Source organism: Syntrophorhabdaceae bacterium (assembly GCA_036504895.1).
Taxonomy (GTDB): Bacteria; Desulfobacterota; Syntrophorhabdia; order Syntrophorhabdales; family Syntrophorhabdaceae; genus PNOM01.
Genome location: DASXUJ010000067.1, coordinates 1 through 22,929, shown reverse-complemented (window position 1 = coordinate 22,929; position 22,929 = coordinate 1). Strand labels below are relative to the sequence as shown.

The window sequence follows — 22,929 nt, the reverse complement described above, 5'->3', positions numbered from 1 at the left end:
CCCCATGGTGACCGAACAATTCAGCGGCCGTAACACGATAATGTGCGTAGGCGGAATCGATACGGGCAAGAGCACTTTCGTGAAAGAGGCAATCGGGGAACTGATCGCCGCAGGTAAACCCTACATCCATATCGATCTCGACATGGGCCAGTCCACTATCGGCCCACCGTCCACTATCGGCCCACCGTCCACTATCGGGCTCAGGACTTCGGAAGGCGTGCAATACCTCTATTTCGTGGGAAATATCTCACCTTTCGGGGTGGTGAGGGAGCTCGAGGGCGGTCTTACCCGGTTCCGCAGGATCATGGACGGGCTCCCCGGCCGGCAGACTCTCGTCGATACCACGGGCCTGGTGGAAGGCCCTTTCGGTTGGGCTCTGAAGAGGATGAAGATCGCAATTCTGGGAGTCGATTTTGTTGTCTTTTTCGACAAGGAGGGAGATACGCGACAGTTACGGGACCATATCGCGGAGATGGAAATCGCGAACCTCGTCCTGTGCCCGTCGCAGTTCGTCCGGGCAAGGAGCGCGGGTGAGCGGGCCTGCTACCGGAAGTCCCTCTTCGATGAACATTTCAAGGATGCCCCGGAGATCAGGCTCTCCACCGCGAACCGGCGCGTCGTCAGGGGGCCATGGCCGGTGGGAGAGGGCCAGTTGACGGGCCTTATCGGCTCCGACGGCTTTCTTGTCTCTCTCGCCCTGTTCAGTGACGAAGACCCTGAGGGCATCATTGTTCGCGGCGTTGTTGCGTCCCCCGGGGAGATCAGGGTCATACGCTTCGGCAGATATAACCCCTTTCGCCCCACGACGCTCACCACTGAAGCCATAGAGTAAAAAACAACTGCCTGGGATTTCAGTCAATAAAATATATTATTGTCTTCTTTTAAGTATTATTATAGACAAATATATCATTTATGCTACTATTGTTACTATAGGGCATGAGAGAATAAATCCGATCAGTATACGGGGGTGCTTATGATAGGCATACTTACTTACCGGATTATGTGGATTGGAATTTTCATCTGTCTTCTTTCGATCAATATTCACTCGGCCTGGGGGTTTGCGGAGGAGCCCCTCTACTTCAGGGATCCATTCACGGGCGTGGCAGGAATTGAACAGGTCAGCTCCGTTCACACCGAGCTGGCCCGTGCGCTGGCCCTGGCAGCCGGTTTCAATGATGCGGACGCGGCTATTATGTCGATCTACAATCAGCTTACCGATTCGATGCGGTTCAGCTCAACGAACGGCATGGTGTACTATACCAACTGCTCTGGCGTCTATCCCCCTATCCCAAATCCCGACGATCCTGCAATATGCCCGTCCGGGAAAGGAGAAGGGGCCCTCATCTTTCCGTTATACCCCAGCCAGACCACCTACGGACAGCCCTGTGTCCTGGCCCGTCCGGGCTTCTTCGGGCCTTTTTTTCATTTCCCGCGTACCGACAACGGCGAGTTGGAGAATGCCCGAAAGTGGGCGTGGGGAGAAACCAGGGTTCTGAAGGGTTACGCCGCGTTCTCGTGGGGCACCAAGGGCGCCGAGGCTATCGAGGGAGTCTGCCACTATCAAATGCCCATGAACATCGAAACAGGCCTGGAGCCCGGCTCGCTCGAGGCCTTCGGTACCTACCTGCACATGCTCGCCGATTCGATTCACCACCGCCTTTGCATTGCCGACATCCTCGCATTGTCGGCGACCGTGCCGGGACTCTTCGGCTGGCCCACTCTCGATCCGAACCGGGAGCCGAAGTCCTGTTATTACGATTGGAACAATCCCTCAAATTATGACGAGAATGGGGTGGAATTCGGCTCCGGGAACGGCACGGACCGCAGCGACGACGCGAGCATCGCCGTCTACGAAGAGCTGGTGAGGCGCAGCATGGCGAGAGAGGGTAAATACTGTCCCATAGACTGGAATGCCCCTTTGATTGCCATGGTCGGAAGCCCCACGCTCAGGGAGGCATGTTTCAACTTTATCCACAACTGGGCGTATGAGAAGGAGACGGGGAACAAGGGCGAGTATGCGTCCCTGCGCCGTGATTACGCCCATCAGATGATGGATGCCATTCGGGCGCAGCGTACCCTCACGCACCGCCCCACCCTGGCCGGCATCGCACCTGCCAGAAGTCAGGCGACGGGTCTGGGTACGAATGTAACAGTGACGGTGAAGGGCAGAAATATGGCTCCCGATGCGATTGTGCGCTGGAACGGAGAGGCGTTGGATGCCACGTACGTGAATCCAAGGAAGATGACAGTCATCGTCCCTGCCGCCAAAATAGGCTCCGAAGGGAGCGCGGTCATTACAGTCTATAACCCTCAGGGCTGCGGCGAATCGGCAGGCAAGACTTTCGTCTATTCCTACCCGTCACCGGCGCTGAGCAGGCTCAACCCGGGTACTGCCGCCAGCGGCGGGCCCGCCTTTACCCTGAACCTCACGGGCAGGAACTTTATCCCCCTTTCGAAAGTCCGGTGGACCATGGGGCGCGTCGTGACGGAACTTCCGGTGACTTATGTTTCCCCCATTCAGCTCCAGGTCCAGGTAACGGAAACCATGGTGACCGGGAAAGGGGCGGCGAGGGTACAGGTCGAAACGGCGGGCGACAGAATACTTAAATCGGCCAGGCTTACATTCAGGATCAATTAATCCTGAACCGGGATCACCCATGTAAGACAGATCGGTGATCCCGGTTTTCAGTTGGTTTCCATTAATCCAAAGGAACGTTGCTAATCACGCCGGGCGGGAAGTCCTGCCCGTAAGGCTGGACGTATTGCTGACCGATCGCCTCCGTCATAAGCCTTTTGAAAGTCGGCCACGGTACATCGAGGTTCGTGGTCGAGGTGCTGCCCCCCGGAACGGTGAGCTGCATTGTGGCAGGAGGCACCTCACTAGTCAGGGGCGTCAAATTACGCAGCTGGTCGAAGGTCTGGGCGGTGTAATGGACCCGGACAAAGTATTGTTTTGTTCTATTGGACTGGCGCAGCTCGAAGACAAGCGCTCCGGCGGGAGCGCAGAAATCGGGCTGATAGCTCTGCAAAGACCAGTGGAGACCTAGAAGGCCCGCCAGCCCCGCGACATAGTAATCGGAGCTGGTAACCACGACAATCCGTGACTTACGGTCCCCGAAAGCCCCTCGCAGGTTCGTGTTCGAATGGGCCTGCATCATGGAGCGAAGCACGTGGGAGGCGGCATTGGAGCTTTGCGCCTGGTTGATATAGGGCGAGCGCATTGCGATATTGATCTTCAGTATTTCCAGCCGGGTCTCCTGGGAAAGGGTATCGGGCGTAAATTTGCCCCAGCCCACATCCCCGGGCGCGAAGTTGTCGGTATATTGCATGACGAAGGGGTCGGTGGCCTCGGTTGTGGTACTCAGCCCACCCATGTTAATCGCGAGGCCCGCGTTCGTGACAGGTGAATAGGCCGTGAGAGTAAAGGGGTGGGTGGTCTGAGAGGTCGGGTCGACCGAGCCTGCCGGGGCAAGCACGTTACGAACGAGGGCAAGCTCGGCGCTGTATGCGGATGCCAGAGCCGCGGCGGTGCCGTACTTTCCCTGAACCACCATCAACGCACGATCGCTGTCGATAGTCACGAAGCCCGCCGCAACGGGATCGAATACCGGATCGGTCACGGCAGGCGTGTTGGTATTGGGATCGGCGATCCTGTAGGAGTGGACCGGTATGGTGACACCGGGGATCAGCCCCTCGCCTATCTTGGAAGCCGTAATGTTGGAGCGCTGGATCGAATTGGCGCGGAAATAGGAGCGGGAGAGGTCCGTGGAGGCGCTGCCCGTGAGAAGCCCTTCGCTGAGCAGATATTCACGGAAGTAGGAGCCGAGCAGGCGTGCCGCCTCCTGCCCGCGGGGAGTCAGGTAGCCCACAGGGACCCCGGTGAAAGGCGGGTAGGTATTCGTCGAAAAAGTGGCCAGTGTGTCCGCGGGAATTGCGGATGACCGTATGCTATGACGGCCGAAGATGATGATCTGTTTAAGAGTGGTGCCGTCGCTTACATCCGTGATCGTCTGTGCCAGGACCGGGCCTGCGATGATGAGCGCAAGCAGGAGACCTATGAGCATAAATTTACCTCTAAATAATTTCACCCGTACCTCCGGAGTCGATAATTTAAAAACCATGCATTGGGATTATCGCTCACGGGGCATGAAACATAAGTCGATCACGGACCAATGTTCCCGCCTCTTTGCCCCGATTTAAGTTCCCATTTGCCGAAAAAGAGGGTATAATATGACGTTTTTCTAGGTCTAAATTAAAATTCATAAAATTAGGAGGGTGGCCCATGAGAATTGTGTTATTAGGGGCTCCGGGTGCCGGTAAGGGTACGGTGGCAAAGCAGTTGACCGAATTTGACGGATCAGTGCAGATCTCCACGGGTGACATCCTGCGCAACGCAGTCAAGGCGAAAAGCGCGCTTGGACTCGAGGCACAGGGGTACATGGAGAGGGGCGAGCTTGTGCCCGATAAGCTGATCATGGATATTATGGAAGCGAGGCTCCAGGAGCCCGACTGCGCGAAAGGCTTCATCCTCGACGGCTTCCCGCGAACCATTCCCCAGGCCCAGGACCTGAAGGCACTCCTCGCCAAGTTGGGGATCAAGCTCGACGCGGTGATAAACCTCGATGTGCCCAGGGACGTGATCCTCGACCGGCTCACCACCCGCCGGACCTGCTCGAACCCTGACTGCCAGGAGATCTACAATATAAAGAGCAAGCCCCCAACACCCGAAGGCAAATGCCTCAAATGCGGCTCCCCCGCGGTACAGCGCGCGGACGAGACCGTGGAAGCCATTACCCAGCGACTGGAGACTTACAACGAGAAAACCGCTCCTCTCGCCGCCTTCTACGAGAAGGAAGGTCTTCTGAAGACCATAGCCTCCTTGAGCAGTGAAGAGATCGTAGCCCAGGTGAAAGCTGCGTTAAAGAAGTAGATCCTTTATATATCCGGGGCGTGTCGCGGCAGGCCCCGGATTTTTGTCTTGCCCTCCATCCGTACTCTATATTATTGCCATCGGCGCCCAAGGGGGGGCGGGTTCTGCCATCCTTTCGGCAGGAATTCACAGGAAGACACCAGACGCAGAAGGAAGAGACCCATATGAAATTCGGTTTTTCCACTTACTTTTTCATTAAAAAAAATCCTCTTGAAGTAATCGCGGAGGCCATGGACCACGGTGTACGGGTTTTCGAGATCTCCATGGAGATCCCCCACGTCCTCTCCATGGGAAATGGGGCGGTGAAAGAGTTGGGGCGCCTCGGCAGGGACGGGGTTGAATTCTCCATGCACGCACCCTTTTTTGAAATCAACCTCGGCAGTTTTTTTGAAGATATACGGGCCTTATCCAAAGAGAAGGTGATGAGGGCCCTCGATGTGGCCGCCAGGATCGGCGCAAACCCCGTCGTCGTCCACCCGGGATATACATTTCTTACAGGGAAGGCCCCTGCCATCGAAGAGAAGACGCGAACCAATTTTCTCGAAGATCTGACGGAAATCGCCGCCTATGCCGACAAGAGGGGGGTGAAGATCGCCCTGGAAAACGTGCACATGCCTTATTTCCTCTTCTACGAGCTGCGTGATTTCGTCGCCCTCCGGGAGGCAGTCCCCGACCTCGGCGTCGCCCTGGATATCGGGCATGCCTTTATCACAAAAACCACTCAGGGAACTTCCGGGCGGGAAGAAGCGATTCTCGACGATATCGGCAGGATAGGCATCGAGCACCTGAGACACGTCCACTTCCACGGCAACAGGGGCACGAAAGACGATCACATGCTCATGGAAACCGATGCGGACCTGGGGAAGATCGTGAAAGGCCTCGCCGATTCAGGCTATGGCGGCAAGATAATCGTGGAAAGCTACGATATGGAAAAATACGGAATTTCTCCGGTGGTAGAGAAGCTGAAGGGCCTGGGCGCCCGGTTCTGATGCCTTCATAAAACACCAGTACAAATATATGCCTTCAGGATGGTTGCAGAAGGGATTTAAACGCGGTATAATTGTATACCAAATGACCGGGGGGCCGGAAGATTCGGCGTTGCCGAACCGCGCGATTCTGTAGAGCAAACCCGGAGTTAGGCCTGTCATATTCCCTTGACAAATTCATTGAGAAAAGGCTATTAGTACAATATATCACACAATTTTTGAAATAGGGGGTCTGGATGATAAGAGAAGCGGTGTTAACTGATTTGCAGAAGATTGTCGGCAAGGAAAATGTCCTTAACACGCCGGAAGGTTTGAAGGCATATTCCTATGACGGCACGACGAGCTGGCAGCACGAGCCTGACGTGGTAGTCTTCCCTAAAACCGCGGGAGAGATATCGGAGATTCTCAAGCTCGCGAACAAGGAAAAGATCCCTGTAACGCCGAGAGGCGGCGGCACCAATGTGAGCGGGGGCTCGGTGCCCATGTTGGGAGGAATCGTCCTTGTTACCACCAAGATGAACAACATCCTGAAAATCGATAAGGAAAATTTATCGGCCACAGTGGAAGCGGGCGTGGTGCTTCAGGATCTGACATTGAAGCTGGCTAAGGACGGTCTTTTCTTTCCGCCCGATCCCCAGAGCTTTCTCGGCGCGACCATGGGCGGCATTATCGCCGAAAACGCGGGCGGGCCTGCATGCGTGAAATACGGCGTCACGAAACAGTATATCCTTGGAATCGAGGCCGTGCTTCCCACGGGCGAGATCGTAAATCTCGGGGGCAGGACCTTGAAGAACGTGGTCGGCTACGACCTTCTCCATATCTTCATCAGCTCCGAAGGGACTCTCGGCGTGGTGACGAAGGCGGAATTGAAGCTCCGTCCCCTTCCTCCCGCGAAAAAGACGATCATGGCCGTCTATGCGGATGTGGCCGTAGCAGGTGAGAGCGTCTACCGGGTCCTCGAAAACGGCGTAATTCCCGATAAAATAGAGCTTCTCGACAACTGGGTCATCAACAGGATCGAGGAGATGGCGCCTATGGGCCTTCCCAAGGATGCCGACGCGGTGCTCCTCTTCGAGTGCGACGGCATTCCGGAGACCGTGGAAAAAGAAACCGAAAAGATCGTCGAGATCGTAAAGAAATACGGTGCATCGGATGTAAGGGTGGCGAAAGACCAGGCGGAGGCGGACAAGTACTGGATGGCGAGAAAGGCCGGCTTTGCGGCGGTCTTCGGAAAAGCCCCCACCGTACTCTCCGAGGACGTGACGGTCCCGAGGGGGAATATCCCCGCCCTTATCAAGAAGATAAAGGAGATCGCAAAGAAGTACAATGTGGAATCCTGCGTATTGGGCCACGCGGGCGACGGCAATCTCCACCCTTCCGTTTTGACGGATATGAAGAACAAAGAGCATTATGAAAGATCCATAAAGGCAATAGACGAGATTATCGAAAGCGCGGTAGAGCTTGGGGGCGTCCTTTCAGGAGAGCACGGCATAGGTCTGGAGAAGCAGAAATTCTTCAACCGTGTGACGAACCCTGTGGTCGTCAATCTCATGAAGGGGGTCAAGAATCTCTTCGACCCGAACAACATAATGAACCCAGGCAAGATTTGGGATTAAGGTATTAAAGGGGGTCGCGCTTGGAAGATCTAAAAGAACTTAAAAAAATTGAAAAATATGCAGACCAGTGCATGAAATGCGGCTTTTGCAGCTTTTTCTGCCCTGTCTATCAGGAAGAAAAGGTGGAAACTGCCGTGGCGAGGGGGAAAAACTATCTCGTGAGGCAGGCCCTCAAGGGGGAGCAGAAGTTTACCCCCGAAATGGGTAACATTATCGGGAAGTGCCTCCTTTGCAAGAGATGTGTGGCCAACTGTCCCGCCAAGACCCAGATCGACCGGGTGGTGGTAGGCGCACGAGCCCAGATGGTCAAGAATAAGGGGCTCGGCTTCATCAAGAACTTTGCCTTCCGTAAGGTGATGTCAAACAGGAAGGCTTTCGGACGTTACGTAAAGATGGCGAAGGCGTTTCAGTGGATGATGCCCACCACGGAGGGTAAGATCCGCCATCTGCCCGATTTCCTCAAGGCCCTGGGCGCGGGCAGGAATATTCCCACCCTCGCAGACAAGTTCCTGAGGGACGTGGTGCAGCGGGTGAACAAGCCGAAGAACGGAAAAGCACCCGTAATGAGGGTCGGCTTCTTCTCGGGATGCGCCATGGACTTCATTTTTCCCGAAATTGCCCTTAAAATGATAGACGTTCTTACGAATCACGGCGTGGAGGTGGTCGTTCCGGAGGAGCAGAACTGCTGCGGCGCCGCCATCTACTTCAGCGGCGATTTCGAAACAGGGAGGATGCTCGCCGAAAAGAATATCGAGGCCTTCAAGGATTTCGATTACGTGGTGACGGGCTGCGGCACGTGCAGCTCAACCCTCAAGGACTACCAGAAGTATCTTCCCGACACGGAAGATCAGCAAAAGAGGTACGAGGCCTTCGAAAAGAAGGTGAAGGACAGCACGGAATTTCTCATCGACGTGCTGAAAATAAACCCGGAGGAATTCAAGCTCAAAAAGGAATTCGTGGGGAAGACCGCGACATGGCACGATCCATGCCACCTCGTACGGTATCAGAACATAAAGGAACAGCCGAGGGCGATCCTCAAGGCCCTGAAAGGGCTCAACTACGTGGAGATGCCGAATGCCGACATGTGCTGCGGGATGGGCGGCTCTTTCAGTGTCTATCACTATGATCTATCAAAGAAGATAGCGCTCAAAAAGATGGACGGCATCAAGACGACGGGCGCCGATATCGTGGTGACCGCCTGCCCGGGATGCATGATCAACCTTATCGACAACGTCCTGCAGAACAAGATGCCCCAGAAGGTACACCACTACCTGGAGCTTATAGAGTAAGCGAAGACTGATATATCCCCGCCCACCCCTTTCGGGCAAAGAAGGGACGGGCGGGGATTCTTCCGAAGCACGCGAAAGAACAGTTCCGAGACAGGCTGCCCGTAAAGGGTGCGCCTGAAGTGTCCTTACGAGGGAGACCTTGCAGACAGAGAGGGAAAACCCGCCCCTCCCCTTTCAGGGGCGGCGCATGAGGAAGGACGGGACCGAATGGACGATCGGGATTTTATCTGGTGCGGCTGTCCTATAAACCACGCTTTTCAGATCAACACACCGCCGCGAGAGGCGGCGCGAAACCACTACATTAAGGAGGGTTTTTATGAAGAACGGGCACTGGTTGACAGCAAAAGACGTACTGAGGGTAAATGGGTTCAAGTATCCGAATAAAATAGGCATAAAAGACCTGTACAAGAGCTATACCTTCAAGCAGTGGGATGAGAGGGCGTGCAGGCTCGCCAATGCCCTCGCCGATATGGGCATGAAGAAAGGCGACCGCTTCGCCGTGCTCGCATATAACTGCGTGGAGTGGATGGAGATATACGGTGCTGCCGCAAAGGGAGGCTTTGTGTGCGTGCCCCTCATGTTCCGTCTCGCCGGCGTGGAGATGGAGTACAACATCAATCACAGTGAATGCAAGGTCTTCATCGTTCAGGGCGGCGTTGACGGCGCCGACGGGAAGGAATTCCCCTGGATACAGATGGTCACGGAGATGAAGAAAAACATCCCCACCGTGAAAGGGTATCTCTCCTTTGCCCTGGGAAAGGAGACCTATGACGGCTTCGTACCTTACGAAGAAGCCCTCGCCAAGGCGAGCGCCACCGAGCCCGCCACCGTCGTCGATGCCGATGACCCGTGGGTAATCATGTATACGGGCGGCACCACTGGTAAACCGAAGGGTGTGGTAAAGAGCCACCTCAACCTCTTCGCCCAGTACTTCATCCAGATCTACGACCACCAGTTCAATTTTGACGACGTAAACCTCCTCGTCATGCCGTGCTGCCATGTCAATTCCCTCTTCTACTCCTTCGTGGCAACCTGGGTCGGCGGGGCGGTCATGGCCTATAACATGGTAAGCTTCAATCCCGAGAACCTGCTCAAGACTTTCTCGGACCACGGGGTAACCTTCACCTCCCTCGTACCCACCCATTACATCATGATGCTTGCCCTGCCCGATGAGGTGAAGCAGAAATATGACCTCTCGAAAGTAAAGAAACTCCTCATCTCTTCCGCCCCGGCACGAAGGGATACGAAGCTCGGCGTCCTCAAGATGTTCCCCAATTCGGAGCTGAATGAGGCATACGGCTCCACGGAAGCAGGAATCGTCACCGTCCTCAAACCGAACGAGCAGCTCACCAAGCTCGGCTCATGCGGCCGGGAAGTTATCGGCACCGACCTCATTCGTCTCTATGACGAGGACGGAAACCTCGTAACCAAGCCCAATGAGGTGGGCGAGCTCTATTCGAGAAGCCCCATGCTTTTCGAAGAATACTGGAAAGACCCGGAGAAGACCGCGGCAGCCATGAAGGGCGAATACTTCAGCGCCGGCGATATGGCCTATCGCGATGAGGACGGGTACATCATTCTCGTCGACAGGAAGGCAAACATGATCATATCGGGCGGAGAGAATATCTTCCCCTCCGAGGTAGAGAACTGCCTGGGCGGCAACCCCAAGGTAAAGGACGTGGCCGTCATCGGCGTGCCCCACGAGAAATGGGGCGAGCAGGTTACGGCGGTAGTCGTGCTCCATGAAGGCCAGGAGGCGACGGCAGACGAGATCACCGGCTTCTGCAAGGGTAAGATCGCAGGCTTCAAGGTACCGAAGAACATCGTCTTCATCAAGGACGAGGAGATGCCGAGAAGCGGCGCGGGAAAGATACTTCACAGGATGCTGAGAGAGAAGTACGGCAAGTGGGCCGACCACCAGTAAGAAGAAACCTTCAAACAGGAAACAGAAAGGGCTGCCCCATGGGGCAGCCCTTTTCATAACGGCATTTTGTAATTTATGCTTTGGTTATCTCGAATGACATCTGGCCGTCATCATACTTCAGGGTCCTGATGCCTACGTCCATTCCCACCGCAATCTGATCGATGGGGATCTCCTTCGCGAGCCTGGCGAAGAGTTTTATGGTGCCGAAGTCGACTACTCCCATGGTGTAGGGGGGATCGGCTTCGAAACCGAAGGGCGCGTAATAAGCGGTCGTGAAGGTTTCGAGTTTCCCTTTTGCGGGCATATCGAACCAGTCCATTTCAGGGGAGAGACATGACGCGCAGTCGGCTCTCGGGGGGAAGTATTTGACGCCGCACTTCTTGCAGACGCTCCCTTCGATTTTGCCTTCTACGAGGAAGTCGACAAACTTGCCCGTTTTTGTCATTGCCGTAAAGCTTTTTCTTCCGAATTTTTCAAATCCCATGGATCACCTCCCAAAGATTGTGACGCTGCCGTAGAGCCCGACGCCGCCGACGTTGTGAACGAGACCGATATCAGGGTCGCCCGCTACCTGCATGGGCCCTGCCTCACCTCTCAGCTGCAACACGATAGTCCTCATCTGGGAACCACCTGTCGCTCCGATGGGGTGACCCTTGGAAAGAAGACCTCCGTCCACGTTCACGGGGATTTTGCCTTCCTTGTAGGTCGCCTTTGTCCGGATAAGCTCCTTGCCGTCGCCCATCTTGGCGAATCCGAGTCCTTCATATGCCATGATCTCCGCGATGGTGAAGCAGTCATGGACCTCGGCCACCTTTACGTCTTTCGAGGTGATGCCGGCCATCTTATACGCTTCGGCTGCCGCGCCGTATCCTACGCTCAGACCCTGTGCAAAATCAGGACGGGCCGCCATGTTTACGGCTTCCGAAGCCCCGCCGATACCCATGATCCATACGGGTTTCTTGCTGAAGGCTTTTGCCTTTTCCGCATTGGCAAGGATGATGCATGAGCTGCCGTCCGCGTTGGCGCATGCGTCGCCGACCCTGAGAGGCCAGGCAACCGGCCCTGCCATCTTCGCTTCCGGATTGTTGGCGTCGAAATCAGCCGCCTTTATACCCTTACGATAGACCGCTCTCTCATTGATCTGGCCGTAGGTGGCTGATTTCAGCCTTACGTTCATGAGATCGTCATGGGTGAGGCCGTTTTTCGCCATATACGCCCTGGCATAGAGGGCATAATAGGCAGGCATCATGGTGCCGAAAGGCGCTTCCCACTGAATGTCGGCGCCCCTGCCCATTCTTTCCTGTGATTCCGCAGAGGTAATTTCCGACATCTTCTGGAACCCGCAGACCACCACCACGTCATGGAGGCCGGCTTTGATCATGCTGTATCCGACTTTTACGCCCGTACTGCTCGAGGAACAGACCGTCTCGACATAAAAGGTGGGCTGGGGGATGAGTCCCAGATATTCCGCAAGGACGCCCGCAGGCGATCTCTGCTTGTCATACTCCGGTGCGGAGCAAAACACGGAGGCGCCCACATCTTTCTGAGTGATGCCGGCGTCCTGCATTGCTTCTCTGAAAGCTTCGAAAGCCAGTTCCCTGATCGAGCCGGGATAGCCTCTGACGAAGCTACTCTGGCCTACGCCGATAACCGCAACATCTTTTGCCATAACCTCCTCCTTGACCTATTGTTTTTTTGTTTGCTTAGTCCTTTGGTACATAGTTACAAAACGATTATGATCTTTCATGTCTTTGGAGAAGACATGGGTCCCGTCATTCTTTGAGACGAAATAAAGAAAATCGACCCGTGCAGGATTGAGGACCGCGCTGATGGAGCTTTTGTCGGGGTTGCAGATCGGTCCTTTTGGCAGGCCCTTTAAGGTATATGTGTTATAGGGCGTGTGTGCCGTAAGGTCCGATTTCCTGATGGGCCCCTCGGCCACCCCGTCGGCAGTGTAGAGCACGGTAGGATCGCAGTCAAGGGACATGCCTTTGCGCAGCCGGTTGTGAAAGACAGCGGAGATTACGGGCTTCTCATCCCGTTGTTTTGCCTCTCTTTCGATCATGGAGGCGAGGGTCAGGACATCGTGAACGGAGAGGCGTAGCTCGCCCATGCGCCGCTTCACATCATCCCGGGAAAAATACGCGAGGGTCCTCTGGGTGATTTTTTCGACCAGCTTTTCCGCATCGATCTCCCGGCTGTAAAAGTAGGTATCGGGCGCGAGGTAGCCTTCCAATGATTCGGCCTGTATGCCCAGGGCCGTCACGAGGGAACGGTCTTTCAGGATCCTGAGAAAATCTCCCGCTTTCATGATATGGGCTTTCTCTGCGGAATCAGCCACATTGAAGATATTGTTCCCTTCGACGATCCGGAGGGTATAGATGTTCCTCTCTCCGTGTGCCATTTTTCTCAGGATGTGGAACATGCCCATGTCGGGAGTCAATTCGTATTCGCCCGCGATCAGCTTACCTTTATAAAAAATGGAGAGGGCGACGAAGAGGTAGGGTATACGGATGAATCCCTCGTCGGCGAGCTGCTGGGCTATTCCGCTGACGCTCGTTCCGCTTTTCACAATAAACTCGTGAGACCCTTTGTCTTTGCCCTGTGAAATATTCGCCAGGCAAAGGGACTGGGCCAGGAGAAAAACTGCGAGGGCCGCAAGTAGAACGGGTCTATTGGTTTTTCTTCCCATCGAGGTATCCCTGCAATATGATCTGTGCCGCCATCATATCGATAAAAGGTTTTCTTTTCTTTGAGTTAACCTGGTGCATCTCGAATATCCTGTTGGCCTCGTTCGTGCTGAACCGCTCGTCCCACAGGACCACGGGGAGGCCGGTCACCCGCTCTATCTCGGCAGCGAAATCGGCCACAGACTGGCCCCTCTTTCCCATTGCCCCGCTCAGGTCTTTCGGCAATCCGACGACGATCTCTCCCACATCGTGGTCGACCGCAATCTTCTTAAGCGCCTCGAGATCCTTTTTTGCAGTGGTCCTGGTGAGAACTTCCAGCGCTTGCGCCAAAGTGTGCGTGGGGTCCGACAAGGCCAGCCCGATCCTTCTGTCGCCCACGTCAAGAGATAAAACTCGCATTTTGACGTATTATACCAGTTTTTTACCTCGAAATTCAAATAAATATTCGACATGGCCCGATTCGACCCTCTCCTGTTCTTCATGGAGCGCAGGTAGATCGCCCGATGGCGGACTTCGGCGGAGATGGGATAATAGTGCCTATTTTCACAATCTATGGCAAAGTCGGCCTTTGCCGTCGGCTGATTGAAAGGCGGGAGTTTAATGATTACCATAAAGAGAGCAAATAATGCGGCTGTCCATAGGGTGCGTCGAGAGGCGGTCGTCGATGTAAACGCAGCTAAGGAGGAGAAGATGGCAGAGGAAGAAAAAACGAAGGAGATACTCGGGACATCGCACACAATCGCAATGGTGGGGCTTTCGCCTTCGGAAGAGAAGCCGAGCAACGGCGTGGCGAGGTATCTGAAAAAAGCGGGCTTCCGGGTAATCCCCGTCAATCCCGGTTATGAAGAGATCCTGGGGGAGAAATCATACAAGTCCCTCTCCGATATACCGGACAAAATAGATGTGGTCGATATATTCATGAGGGCAGACAGACTCCTTCCCGTGGTGGAAGAGGCAATTAAGATAAAACCGAAAGCGATCTGGCTTCAATTGGGCATTGTAAACGAAGAGGCCAGGGCCCTTGCCGGGAAAGCGGGCATTCCTTTCGTGATGGACAAGTGCATGAAAATAGAGCACTCCCGTCTGACCGCACAATAGATCCGGAAAGCAATAACCTTTAAATTCTTCTGTGCTCGCGGGTGAGCTCCTGACCTCAGTGCGGAAACGGGCTCTTTATGTGATCTCTCCCCGGCATGAGCTTCCCCCTCCTGCCGTGCAGCCGTAACAATGGTCGCCCACCACGATCCTGCGATGGGCGAGCTTCTCCATGTCGAATCCCGAGATATGGTCGGGCGCGCCATGGTTTACGGGGAGTCCTAAAATATGATTGAAATCACAATCATGGAGCGTTCCGTCCCAGGCAACGGAAAGGGTGGTCCTGCACATGAGGTTGTCCAGGGTGGCAGGGTTGAAGGCCCTCACCAGGCCTGCCATATATTCCGCATAATTATCGGTCTTTTTCAGATATTCCCTATACCTGCCGATAGGCATATTGGTAAGACAGAAAAGGTGATCGAAGCGGATGGCATGGCGTTCCCGCAGAATCCTCTTGTACGATGATTCGAGACTCGCCTGGGAAGCCGGCATATAGGCTCCTCCGGGATTGTGGGCCAGGTCGAGCACCAATCCGCTTCCCTCCTGTCCGTATCCCGCGGCATTGAGCCTCTTAAGGACCTCGACGACCCTCGAAAAAACGCCTTCGCCCCTCTGGCGGTCCGTCACATGGGGGTCGAGGTGAGGCAGGGAGACGACGACCTCCACTCCCTTCGATGCATAAAAGGATATAAGGGATCGATAGGGCTCCTCCAGGAGGATCACCCCGTTGGTCCGTACGAGGACCCGACGCCCGAGCGCGATACACTCTTCGATAAGCTCCCTTAAATCGGGGTGCATCTCCGGGCTGCCTCCGGTAATGTCGACCAGGGGAATGGGATGAGATTTGAGTACATCGAGGACCTGCTTCATGGTCCCGGCCGACATAATTTCTTTCCGCTCGGGCCCCGCCCCGATATGGCAGTGGCGGCACGCGAGGTTGCAGCGATAACCCAGGTTGAGCTGCAATACCCCGATGCCCTCCGCCGTCAGGAGTCCCGGAACCTTTTGAGCAAATGCGGGTTCTGCCACGATGCAAACCATATTACATTTCCTTTTTTCTGATGATTTTCCTCATCTGGGTCGTATGGGCCAGCACGATGCCCGCCGTCATGGCGGCGCCCACATGCTGGGCTTCCATCATTTCCTCCCGGGATATACCTAAGGATAGGCACTGATTAGTATATGCGTCAATGCAGTAGGGGCATCTCTGGGTCGTCGCCACCACGAGGGCGATAAGGGCCTTTTCCCTCTCGGTGAGTAGTCCCGCCTTCATCGCCTCACCATAATATGCGAAATACTTTTCTCCCAGCTCCGGCGCGTATTCGCCTATATCCGGAAAATCTTCGAGATCTTTTTTCTCGTAATAATCACCCATGAAATGCCTCCTCGGAATATCCCTGCCGGCTGAAAAAGGGATTAATTTTCAAAATTATAGCGTACAAAATATATTTTTGGAATATGTATGGTTCTGCTGCCGAATGAGAATTTGCCGGGAAATCCCCAAAAACTCTCTCAAGGCAGGATGTCTGCCGAAGGGTAAAGGTTTTAGGGAAAGGTCGGAGGGAGACTGTTTTTTTCTTGACATGATTTCATGCAAACGGATAATATTGCATAAAAGGATCCACGTGGAGTCGGAGGTAATGAGGCCTCTTTTGCCTAATGATGGGCAAAGGAGGCCTTTTCCTTTTTTTCTGTCGGTTGGGTTCGACCATTCGGGGCGCGGCGAGCGTGCGACGACAGCGCAATTGTCACGGGTCAGATGATCGTCGATAACGGCGGGGCTTTCCCTGTATTGAGAGCGGGAGCGATCAAGGGAGGAAAGGATTAATTGATCCCGAAAATGAGGATCGGGGAGTTTATGACTCGAATTAATGACTAATTTACAAAAGGAGGAGAAAATGGCGAGAGCGTATAAGATGTACATAAACGGCGAGTGGACCGGCGCGTCGGATGGGGCGGTCTACGACGACTATAACCCTTATACGGGCGAAGTTTTCGCCCAGGTCCCGGCGGGGAAGCGGGTCGATGCCCTGGTCGCGATCAACGCGGCCCGGACGGCATTCCCGGCCTGGTCTAAAACCCTTCCCGCGGAGCGGCAGGCCCTGTTTTTGAAAGCCGCCGATATCCTCGAAAAGAAACAGATGGATATCGTGGAAATCCTTGCGGAAGAGACGGGATGCACATTTGGCTTTGCCATGTTCCAGACCATGTTTACCCCGGGGCTGCTTCGTGAGGCGGCGGCCCAGGTCCACGGACCTATTGGAGAGATAATCCCCGGGGACCTCCCGGGCGCCTTCAATATGGCAATCCGGCAACCGGTGGGCGTGGTGGCGGGCATAGGTCCCTGGAATGCGCCCCTTATCCTGTCGCTCCGCTCCATCTGCCTGCCCATAGCCTACGGCAACACCACGGTACTTAAATCCTCGACCGAATCGTCGGTGGCGGGAGGCGTGGTCCTCGCCGAAGTCTTTCATGAGGCGGGTTTCCCCAAAGGCGTCTTCAATCTCGTGACCAACGGCCCCGGCGCGAGCGCAGAAATTGGGGACGAGTTCATCGAGAACCCCGCAGTGCGGCGCATCAGCCTCACCGGCTCGAGCGAGGTGGGTCGTATCCTGGCGGAAAAGGCGGGCAGATACCTGAAGCGGGTCGCCCTCGAGCTGGGCGGCCAGAACCCCATGATCGTTCTTGCGGACGCGAATATCGACAATGCGGTAAATGCGGCGGCCTTCGGCGCCTTCCTTCACCAGGGCCAGATATGCATGTCAACGCGACGCATCATTGTCGAGAGGGCGGCGGCAAAAGAATTTACGGAGAAATTCGCAAAAAAGGTCTCCGCCTTCAAGGTCGGCAATCCCAAGGAGCCCGATACGATCATCGGCCCCCTCATCAACCGGCAGCAGTTCGACAAGGTGAAGACGAGCATCGAGTCGGCGATAAAAGACGGTGCCAAGGTGGTCTGCGGCAATGCCTATGAAGGCCTTTGCTGCTCCCCCACGGTCCTCACGAACGTGAAGCTCGGCTCACCTTTCTGCTGCGAAGAAACTTTCGGTCCCGTGGTATCGGTCATAGAAGTGGAGAGCGTGGAACAGGCGGTCTCCATTGCGAACGATACCATGTACGGCCTCTCGGCAAGCGTCTTCACGGGGGATTTTATGAAAGGGTTGGAGATCGCGGAGCGCATCGAATCCGGTATAGTCCATGTGAACGACCAGACGGTTCATGATGAGCCCCAGGTACCTTTCGGAGGCATCAAAGACAGCGGCTGGGGCAGGTTCGGTGGCAAGGCTGCCCTTGAAGAATTTACGGAGCTGCGCTGGATAAGCGTGCAGCGCACGCCGCGCCAGTACCCGTTTTAGTCCGATTACGGCGCGTCGGGGAAGGGAGCAGGTTTTCAGTGAACGCGTGGCAGCCATAGGGGCGGCGACGCACCGATTCCAAAAAAGGAGGGTTCATCTATGGAAGAGCACACCGGAATCAAACAGCCCATGTTGGGGATACTGGCGACAATCATTGTCTTTGTTTTTTCCCTGGGGATAATCGCATGGTTTAAAACGGATACATTCCTCACCTGGGTCGGCTACCTCGCCATGACGGTCATCCCTATCCAGGTGATCGTGGGGCTCGCATGGCAGCATAACTATCCGCCGCCCGCGGCGAAAATGGAGCAGCCTCTGAAGGGGGTCTATCTCCTTCTCTTCACGTTCTTTATAGGCACTATCGTGGCCTCTCTGTCCCATTTCACCATAGGCGGCTTTGTGGCCCCGCCCACGCCTTTCGTCATATTTTTCACCATTCTTTCGGTGGTGCTCAGCCTGTGGCTGGTGATCGTGTGGCAGTGCTGGCCCATGAGCGCCATTCACCCCCATCCGGCCTTCGTAGGCTTCGGCACCCTGATCCTTGTCTACATCCTCGATATTATCTTCTATAAATCGCTTATGGACTTCAGCTTCCTCCAGGGAGCGCCCTTCTATAAGGCGGCCCTCGATCCGGGCGGACCGGTGAACGCGTGGGTGGTGATCGGCTTTGCCGTAAGCACCGTGGCGGTGATACTTGCCATGGCCGAGCTCGATTTCTGGCCCCTGAGCCTCATACCGGCAAGAGCGCCCGCGTGGGGAAAGATGCCGCTCTTCGGCTTTATGGCTACGGTGTGGATACTGGTATGCGCCTTTATCCTGCGCGCAATCTGCGTGAACGGCTTCGGAATGGACCCGGTCATTTATACGGTGCGGGTGCCTATCTGCATGATCTTCGGTGAGTTCATCATGCTCCTCCTCATGCAGACCGCGCCGGTTCAGACCATGAAACAGCCGGCGAAGGGGTTCATCCTCATCATCATCTCCATCCTTCTCGCCATGCTGATGTATTACCTCTATACGTGGTTCAGTTATCTGATTGCCGGCGGAGTGCCGAGCGGTCCTCCCCTCTACCTTCACGAGCTCTGGATTGCCACGGCCCTTCTCTCCATCACTTTCCCCGTGATCGCCGTCTATACGGGACTATTCAACTTCTGGCCTCTTTCCGAGCCCATGCCGAAAAACGAAGAGGCAAGAGTGGAGGCGTAAAAAACGGATTCGTGACTTCAGCCCTCGCAACAGGTCAATGCCGGGCGGACCTTTTCCAGCCCCCATAGCCCGGTGCTGCGGGCCCTCCTGCAAAGGGAGGGCCCGCACCTTTCCATACAGACCGCTTCCATAAATTGACAAGGAGGCGACGGAAGTGTATTACACCTGAAGGGCGTCATCTCGAGAGGAAGGCAGAATGGGTGTCTATATTGAAACCGGAGTTGGTAAGGGGATTTCCGGCAAGGACGTGGACAAGGGGAGGGAGGCGGCGGCAGAGGCCCTTTCCGGGCTGCAACGGTTCACGCCGAGCCTTGCGGTCCTTTTCGTTTCGCCTGAGCTCGATATCGAGGCAGTGCACAGGGGCGTACGGGAGATCATAGGCGACTGTCCCCTCATCGGCACGACTACGGCAGGGGAGATAGCGAACGGACACCTCTTGAAAAGTGTGGTGGTGGCAATTATTGCCTCACCCCACCTCAGGGTACGGGTAGGGATGGGAAGGGAGGTGAGCCTCGATTACAGGAAAGCGGTCAGACAGGCCCTTGCCGCCGCGGAGGCTACCGACTACTTCAGCGCCGATCATCCCCTTCATCAGATGGTCCGCATGTCAACTTCCAAAGGCACGGGGGTTTCTCCGGTCTTCGTCATCGTCTTTTCCCCCGGTGCGACCAAGACCCAGGTCTCGTTAAGCCACGATATCCACACGGAATTGCGAAAGGCCTCGGTAAACCGCATCCCCATTTTCGGAGGGAGCTCGGCCGATTACTTCCATTTCGAGACGAACTCGCAGATCTTCAATGACGCAGTGGTGAAGGACGCGATCGTCCTGGCTTTCGTGGAGGCCGAGATCCTCTTCGGCTTCGGCATGGCCCACGGCTTCTCCCCTACCACCAAGCGCGCCCTTATCACCAAAGCGTCAGGCCATTTCGTGGAAGAGCTGGACGGTCGTCCGGCCATAGAGGTCTGCGCCGAGCTTCTCGAAATGCCCGTCGATCGTCTGGGGGACGGGGTGCTCTGGTTCAGCCAGTTTCCCTTCGGCACCACCGACGTGTATGGCAATTCACTCCTCCACGTGCCGGAATGCGTGGTCCCCGACGGCTCCATCCAGTTCGGACCGGTTATGAGGACCGACCAGGTCCTTACCCTCATGAAAGCCACGGGAGACGATGTCGTCCGGGCAGGGCTCACTGCCTATAGTAATGCCCTCAGGCAAGGGGGCTTGAGCAAACCCTGTTTTACCATGATCCTTTCCTGCGCCTTGAGGAAGCGTCTCATGGGCGCCAACGGGTCGAGGGAAGTGGACCTTATCTACAGAAAAGCGAAGCCTCCGGTGTGCGGATGCTATACCTTCGGAGAGCAGGGGGTTTCCGAGGACGGCCTTCCCGTCTATTCGAATCAATCCGTCTCGGCACTGGTCTTTTCCGACGAGCTTAACCCCGTCACTGCCCTCATGTACAAGGGGAAGCGGATCTACCATGACTTCACGTCCCGCCTCAATAAAAAAGAGACCCAGATGAAGGTCATGAGCAAGATCAACAGCATCATACAGGAGGAAGACGATCCCCTTCGGCTCCTCTCCCAGTTGTCGGACAAATTGAGCAGCCTCTTTCCCTGGGGGGACTGGAAATTCTACTTATCCGGAGACGGGTCGAAGGATTTTAGCCTCGCGGGCTCAAAAAATCCCCATGGGTTCCCGCCCGAAATAGAGGGAAAGGCTACCCCTCCGGGGTATACCCCCATCTTCCTCGACAGCCACGGCAGGCGTTTCGGTCTCCTGCTCCTGAGAAAGAAGCCTTCCGTCGTACTCCTCGATGAAGAGGATATGGTGCTCGCCAGGACGATAGGAAGGCTCACGGCGAGGGGTCTTCACAGGATAGAGATAGACAGGCGGCTCATGAATAAGCTCATGCAGCTCGAGATCCTGAACCACCTGAGCCATGAGATCTCCAGGTCCATCACTGCAAATACCAAACTCAGGAATATCATGAGGCATGTGAGGAGAATTCTCGGGCTTTCGACTGCAAGCCTCTGGCTCATAGACCCCACACACCAGTTTCTCATAAAGGAAGCCTCTTCCGTGGAAGGCGCCTCCCGGCCCGGGCTCAAAAGCGCGGAGGCCGACGAGAGGCTTGCCAGATGGCAGATAGAGAATTGCCGGCCCATCTCCGTCTTCGATCCCCCCCGGGAAGGGTCTCCCGTGGATGTGCCTGCCGCTTTTGCGAAAGGTTTTGTCTCCCTGCCCATTGCCTACAAGGGACAGATGCGGGGGATAATGAATCTTTTTTGGAGAAAAGAGCGGAAATCGCCATTCCAGTGTGACGAGATCGAAGAAAGCATGGAGTTCCTGGCCGGTATCACCAGCCAGCTCGGGGTGTTCATCGAGAACCGTTACCTTCAGAAAAATACGACGTTCCTGAAAGAGATCCATCACCGGGTGAAGAATAATCTTCAAAATGTGGCAAGCATCCTGCGTCTCCAGATCAGGCGTCTCGAAGGCACATCCGCCGAGCAGGCCTTAAGCGACAGCATTTCGCGCATCATGAGCATTGCGGTGGTCCATGAGACCCTCTGCCAGGGTGAGATCGGAATGGTCGATCTGAGGAGACTCATCGACAACGTGTGCGAGCTCTGCCTGTCCGGTCACGTGGAGCCGACAGTGGAGGCTGTCCTGTCCGGACCCTCCTGCATGATCCCGTCCAGGGAGGCCACTTCGCTCGCACTCATCGTGAACGAGCTTATCCAGAACGTGGTGCGCCACGGCTACAAGGGGCGAACCGACGGATCCTTGGCGATCACTCTCGGGCAGGCCGCTCATCACGTGGTAGTCACGATCGAAGATCAGGGTGCGGGGCTGCCCGACGGTTTCGACACGGGAAAGGACGGAAACCTGGGGCTCACTATTGTGCGGACCCTCGTGAAAGACGACCTGAGGGGTAGATTCCAATTAAATGGAAAAGGAGGAACCACCGCGCGTATTATGTTCCCTTTACCGAAGAATTATTATAATTTAAACGCATGAGCTTCCGGATATTGATTGCGGATGACGAGCCCCTTATCAGGATCGACCTGAGGGAGCTTCTCGAAGGGATAGGTCATGAAGTGATTGCCGAGGCGGTCGACGGGAGAGAGGCCCTGGAGCTGATCAAGGTCAAGAATCCTGACGTGGTCGTTCTCGATATCAAGATGCCCCGGCTGAACGGGATAGACGTGGCGAGAAAGGTGGCAGACCGCTACCCCGTGATCATTTTGACCGCCTATTCGGAACGTCACCTCGTGGAGCAGGCGAGGGATGCGGGGGTGATGGCCTATCTCACCAAACCCTTTCAGGGCGCGAGCCTGTCTCCGGCCATCGAGCTTGCAGTGCGCCATTTCGTGGAGAAGTCGGCCCTGTCGGAGAGGATTACGAGGCTCAAGGAGGAGCTGGAGACCCGAAAGCTGGTGGAGCGGGCGAAAGGCCTCCTCATGCAAAAGGAGCACCTGAAAGAGGAGCAGGCCTTCAGGAGGATGCAGAAGATCAGCATGGACAAGAATATCCCGATCAAAGAGGTAGCCCAGGCAATAATCACCATGATGGGGTAGGAGCAGGGATAGGGTCGGGCCTGGGACGGGGGCTTCAGGTCGTATCATACACTTGGACGGCCGGTGAATCGGAGGAAATGGCCCATCTCCGGCGCCTGACTCCGCTTTGGTGCTACACCGTACATCGAGTACGGAACCCGTGAAGCAATCACTTTCCCCGTGGCTCTGTTTCCTGATTTTAGGGGATTTTTATAGGGTAATCAGTGAAGAAGTCGCTCTGCCTATGGTGACATATCCCTCCTTCTCGTGGTCTGTGAG

The 22,929-nt window shown here is 55.4% G+C and carries 19 protein-coding genes; 12 read left to right on the top strand and 7 right to left on the bottom strand.

All coding sequences use genetic code 11. The annotated features are described in order from the left end of the window. Positions 1 to 4: 4 nt before the first annotated feature. Positions 5 to 832 (top strand): Clp1/GlmU family protein, encoded by an 828-nt coding sequence (locus tag VGJ94_09410; protein HEY3276825.1) that lies wholly within the window; start codon positions 5 to 7, stop codon positions 830 to 832. A gap of 141 nt (positions 833 to 973) precedes the next feature. Then, complete coding sequence (locus VGJ94_09405; GenBank protein ID HEY3276824.1) at positions 974 to 2,638, top strand: IPT/TIG domain-containing protein; 1,665 nt, start codon at positions 974 to 976, stop codon at positions 2,636 to 2,638. Positions 2,639 to 2,699: 61 nt separating this feature from the next. On the opposite strand, the gene VGJ94_09400 is transcribed toward VGJ94_09405, so the two are convergent. Then, positions 2,700 to 4,088: a histidine-type phosphatase gene (locus VGJ94_09400; GenBank protein HEY3276823.1), complete on the bottom strand. Its 1,389-nt coding sequence runs from the start codon at positions 4,086 to 4,088 to the stop codon at positions 2,700 to 2,702. Positions 4,089 to 4,282: 194 nt separating this feature from the next. Between VGJ94_09400 and VGJ94_09395 the strand changes: the two genes are divergently transcribed. From VGJ94_09395 to VGJ94_09375, 5 genes are all read left to right on the top strand, one after another. After that, positions 4,283 to 4,930 (top strand): adenylate kinase, encoded by a 648-nt coding sequence (locus tag VGJ94_09395; protein HEY3276822.1) that lies wholly within the window; start codon positions 4,283 to 4,285, stop codon positions 4,928 to 4,930. A 164-nt stretch (positions 4,931 to 5,094) separates the two neighbouring features. Continuing rightward, positions 5,095 to 5,919, top strand: a complete 825-nt coding sequence (locus VGJ94_09390; protein HEY3276821.1) for a sugar phosphate isomerase/epimerase family protein — start codon at positions 5,095 to 5,097, stop codon at positions 5,917 to 5,919. Positions 5,920 to 6,152: 233 nt separating this feature from the next. Next, the gene (locus tag VGJ94_09385; GenBank protein ID HEY3276820.1) at positions 6,153 to 7,532 is read left to right on the top strand and encodes an FAD-linked oxidase C-terminal domain-containing protein; all 1,380 of its coding nucleotides are present in this window, start codon (positions 6,153 to 6,155) and stop codon (positions 7,530 to 7,532) included. A gap of 20 nt (positions 7,533 to 7,552) precedes the next feature. Further along, complete coding sequence (locus VGJ94_09380) at positions 7,553 to 8,821, top strand: (Fe-S)-binding protein (protein HEY3276819.1); 1,269 nt, start codon at positions 7,553 to 7,555, stop codon at positions 8,819 to 8,821. 316 nt (positions 8,822 to 9,137) lie between these two features. Beyond that, the gene (locus VGJ94_09375; protein ID HEY3276818.1) at positions 9,138 to 10,745 is read left to right on the top strand and encodes an AMP-binding protein; all 1,608 of its coding nucleotides are present in this window, start codon (positions 9,138 to 9,140) and stop codon (positions 10,743 to 10,745) included. A gap of 73 nt (positions 10,746 to 10,818) precedes the next feature. Here VGJ94_09375 and VGJ94_09370 read toward each other — a convergent pair whose 3' ends face one another. Genes VGJ94_09370 through ruvX form a run of 4 tightly spaced genes read right to left on the bottom strand, consistent with a single transcriptional unit; the run spans position 10,819 to position 13,834 of the window. Continuing rightward, positions 10,819 to 11,229: a Zn-ribbon domain-containing OB-fold protein gene (locus VGJ94_09370; GenBank protein ID HEY3276817.1), complete on the bottom strand. Its 411-nt coding sequence runs from the start codon at positions 11,227 to 11,229 to the stop codon at positions 10,819 to 10,821. A 3-nt stretch (positions 11,230 to 11,232) separates the two neighbouring features. Next, positions 11,233 to 12,414 (bottom strand): beta-ketoacyl synthase N-terminal-like domain-containing protein, encoded by a 1,182-nt coding sequence (locus VGJ94_09365; protein HEY3276816.1) that lies wholly within the window; start codon positions 12,412 to 12,414, stop codon positions 11,233 to 11,235. A 15-nt stretch (positions 12,415 to 12,429) separates the two neighbouring features. Beyond that, positions 12,430 to 13,437, bottom strand: coding sequence for an endolytic transglycosylase MltG (mltG, locus tag VGJ94_09360; protein HEY3276815.1), 1,008 nt, complete (start codon positions 13,435 to 13,437; stop codon positions 12,430 to 12,432). Continuing rightward, a complete protein-coding gene (gene ruvX, locus VGJ94_09355; GenBank protein ID HEY3276814.1) occupies positions 13,418 to 13,834 on the bottom strand; it encodes a Holliday junction resolvase RuvX in 417 nt (138 codons plus the stop codon). Before ruvX ends, mltG begins: the two co-directional genes overlap by 20 nt. 291 nt (positions 13,835 to 14,125) lie before the next feature. Between ruvX and VGJ94_09350 the strand changes: the two genes are divergently transcribed. After that, complete coding sequence (locus tag VGJ94_09350) at positions 14,126 to 14,533, top strand: CoA-binding protein (GenBank protein HEY3276813.1); 408 nt, start codon at positions 14,126 to 14,128, stop codon at positions 14,531 to 14,533. 75 nt (positions 14,534 to 14,608) lie between these two features. Here the strand turns inward: VGJ94_09350 and arsS are convergent, their stop codons facing one another. Both arsS and VGJ94_09340 read right to left on the bottom strand, forming a co-directional pair. Further along, the gene (gene arsS / locus VGJ94_09345) at positions 14,609 to 15,571 is read right to left on the bottom strand and encodes an arsenosugar biosynthesis radical SAM (seleno)protein ArsS (protein ID HEY3276812.1); all 963 of its coding nucleotides are present in this window, start codon (positions 15,569 to 15,571) and stop codon (positions 14,609 to 14,611) included. A 1-nt stretch (position 15,572) separates the two neighbouring features. Beyond that, positions 15,573 to 15,905: an arsenosugar biosynthesis-associated peroxidase-like protein gene (locus VGJ94_09340; GenBank protein HEY3276811.1), complete on the bottom strand. Its 333-nt coding sequence runs from the start codon at positions 15,903 to 15,905 to the stop codon at positions 15,573 to 15,575. 523 nt (positions 15,906 to 16,428) lie between these two features. Here VGJ94_09340 and VGJ94_09335 point away from each other — a divergent pair. The 4 genes from VGJ94_09335 to VGJ94_09320 all read left to right on the top strand — a co-directional run bounded on the left by VGJ94_09335 (position 16,429) and on the right by VGJ94_09320 (position 22,671). Further along, complete coding sequence (locus VGJ94_09335; protein HEY3276810.1) at positions 16,429 to 17,886, top strand: aldehyde dehydrogenase family protein; 1,458 nt, start codon at positions 16,429 to 16,431, stop codon at positions 17,884 to 17,886. Positions 17,887 to 17,985: 99 nt separating this feature from the next. Beyond that, positions 17,986 to 19,092, top strand: coding sequence for a hypothetical protein (locus VGJ94_09330; protein ID HEY3276809.1), 1,107 nt, complete (start codon positions 17,986 to 17,988; stop codon positions 19,090 to 19,092). Positions 19,093 to 19,288: 196 nt separating this feature from the next. Beyond that, complete coding sequence (locus VGJ94_09325) at positions 19,289 to 22,111, top strand: FIST N-terminal domain-containing protein (GenBank protein HEY3276808.1); 2,823 nt, start codon at positions 19,289 to 19,291, stop codon at positions 22,109 to 22,111. Next, complete coding sequence (locus VGJ94_09320; protein ID HEY3276807.1) at positions 22,108 to 22,671, top strand: response regulator; 564 nt, start codon at positions 22,108 to 22,110, stop codon at positions 22,669 to 22,671. The genes VGJ94_09325 and VGJ94_09320 overlap by 4 nt, the downstream gene beginning before the upstream one ends. The last annotated feature ends 258 nt before the right edge of the window (positions 22,672 to 22,929 follow it).

Bases quoted from the DNA above. Each gene is read 5' to 3' on its own strand.
- VGJ94_09365 (HEY3276816.1), bottom strand. From the start codon at position 12,414: ATGGCAAAAGATGTTGCGGTTATCGGCGTAGGCCAGAGTAGCTTCGTC.
- VGJ94_09385 (HEY3276820.1), top strand. From the start codon at position 6,153: ATGATAAGAGAAGCGGTGTTAACTGATTTGCAGAAGATTGTCGGCAAG.
- VGJ94_09330 (HEY3276809.1), top strand. From the start codon at position 17,986: ATGGAAGAGCACACCGGAATCAAACAGCCCATGTTGGGGATACTGGCG.
- VGJ94_09325 (HEY3276808.1), top strand. From the start codon at position 19,289: ATGGGTGTCTATATTGAAACCGGAGTTGGTAAGGGGATTTCCGGCAAG.
- VGJ94_09370 (HEY3276817.1), bottom strand. From the start codon at position 11,229: ATGGGATTTGAAAAATTCGGAAGAAAAAGCTTTACGGCAATGACAAAA.
- ruvX (HEY3276814.1), bottom strand. From the start codon at position 13,834: ATGCGAGTTTTATCTCTTGACGTGGGCGACAGAAGGATCGGGCTGGCC.
- VGJ94_09340 (HEY3276811.1), bottom strand. From the start codon at position 15,905: ATGGGTGATTATTACGAGAAAAAAGATCTCGAAGATTTTCCGGATATA.
- VGJ94_09375 (HEY3276818.1), top strand. From the start codon at position 9,138: ATGAAGAACGGGCACTGGTTGACAGCAAAAGACGTACTGAGGGTAAAT.
- mltG (HEY3276815.1), bottom strand. From the start codon at position 13,437: ATGGGAAGAAAAACCAATAGACCCGTTCTACTTGCGGCCCTCGCAGTT.
- VGJ94_09410 (HEY3276825.1), top strand. From the start codon at position 5: ATGGTGACCGAACAATTCAGCGGCCGTAACACGATAATGTGCGTAGGC.
- arsS (HEY3276812.1), bottom strand. From the start codon at position 15,571: ATGGTTTGCATCGTGGCAGAACCCGCATTTGCTCAAAAGGTTCCGGGA.
- VGJ94_09320 (HEY3276807.1), top strand. From the start codon at position 22,108: ATGAGCTTCCGGATATTGATTGCGGATGACGAGCCCCTTATCAGGATC.
- VGJ94_09335 (HEY3276810.1), top strand. From the start codon at position 16,429: ATGGCGAGAGCGTATAAGATGTACATAAACGGCGAGTGGACCGGCGCG.
- VGJ94_09395 (HEY3276822.1), top strand. From the start codon at position 4,283: ATGAGAATTGTGTTATTAGGGGCTCCGGGTGCCGGTAAGGGTACGGTG.
- VGJ94_09405 (HEY3276824.1), top strand. From the start codon at position 974: ATGATAGGCATACTTACTTACCGGATTATGTGGATTGGAATTTTCATC.
- VGJ94_09350 (HEY3276813.1), top strand. From the start codon at position 14,126: ATGGCAGAGGAAGAAAAAACGAAGGAGATACTCGGGACATCGCACACA.
- VGJ94_09390 (HEY3276821.1), top strand. From the start codon at position 5,095: ATGAAATTCGGTTTTTCCACTTACTTTTTCATTAAAAAAAATCCTCTT.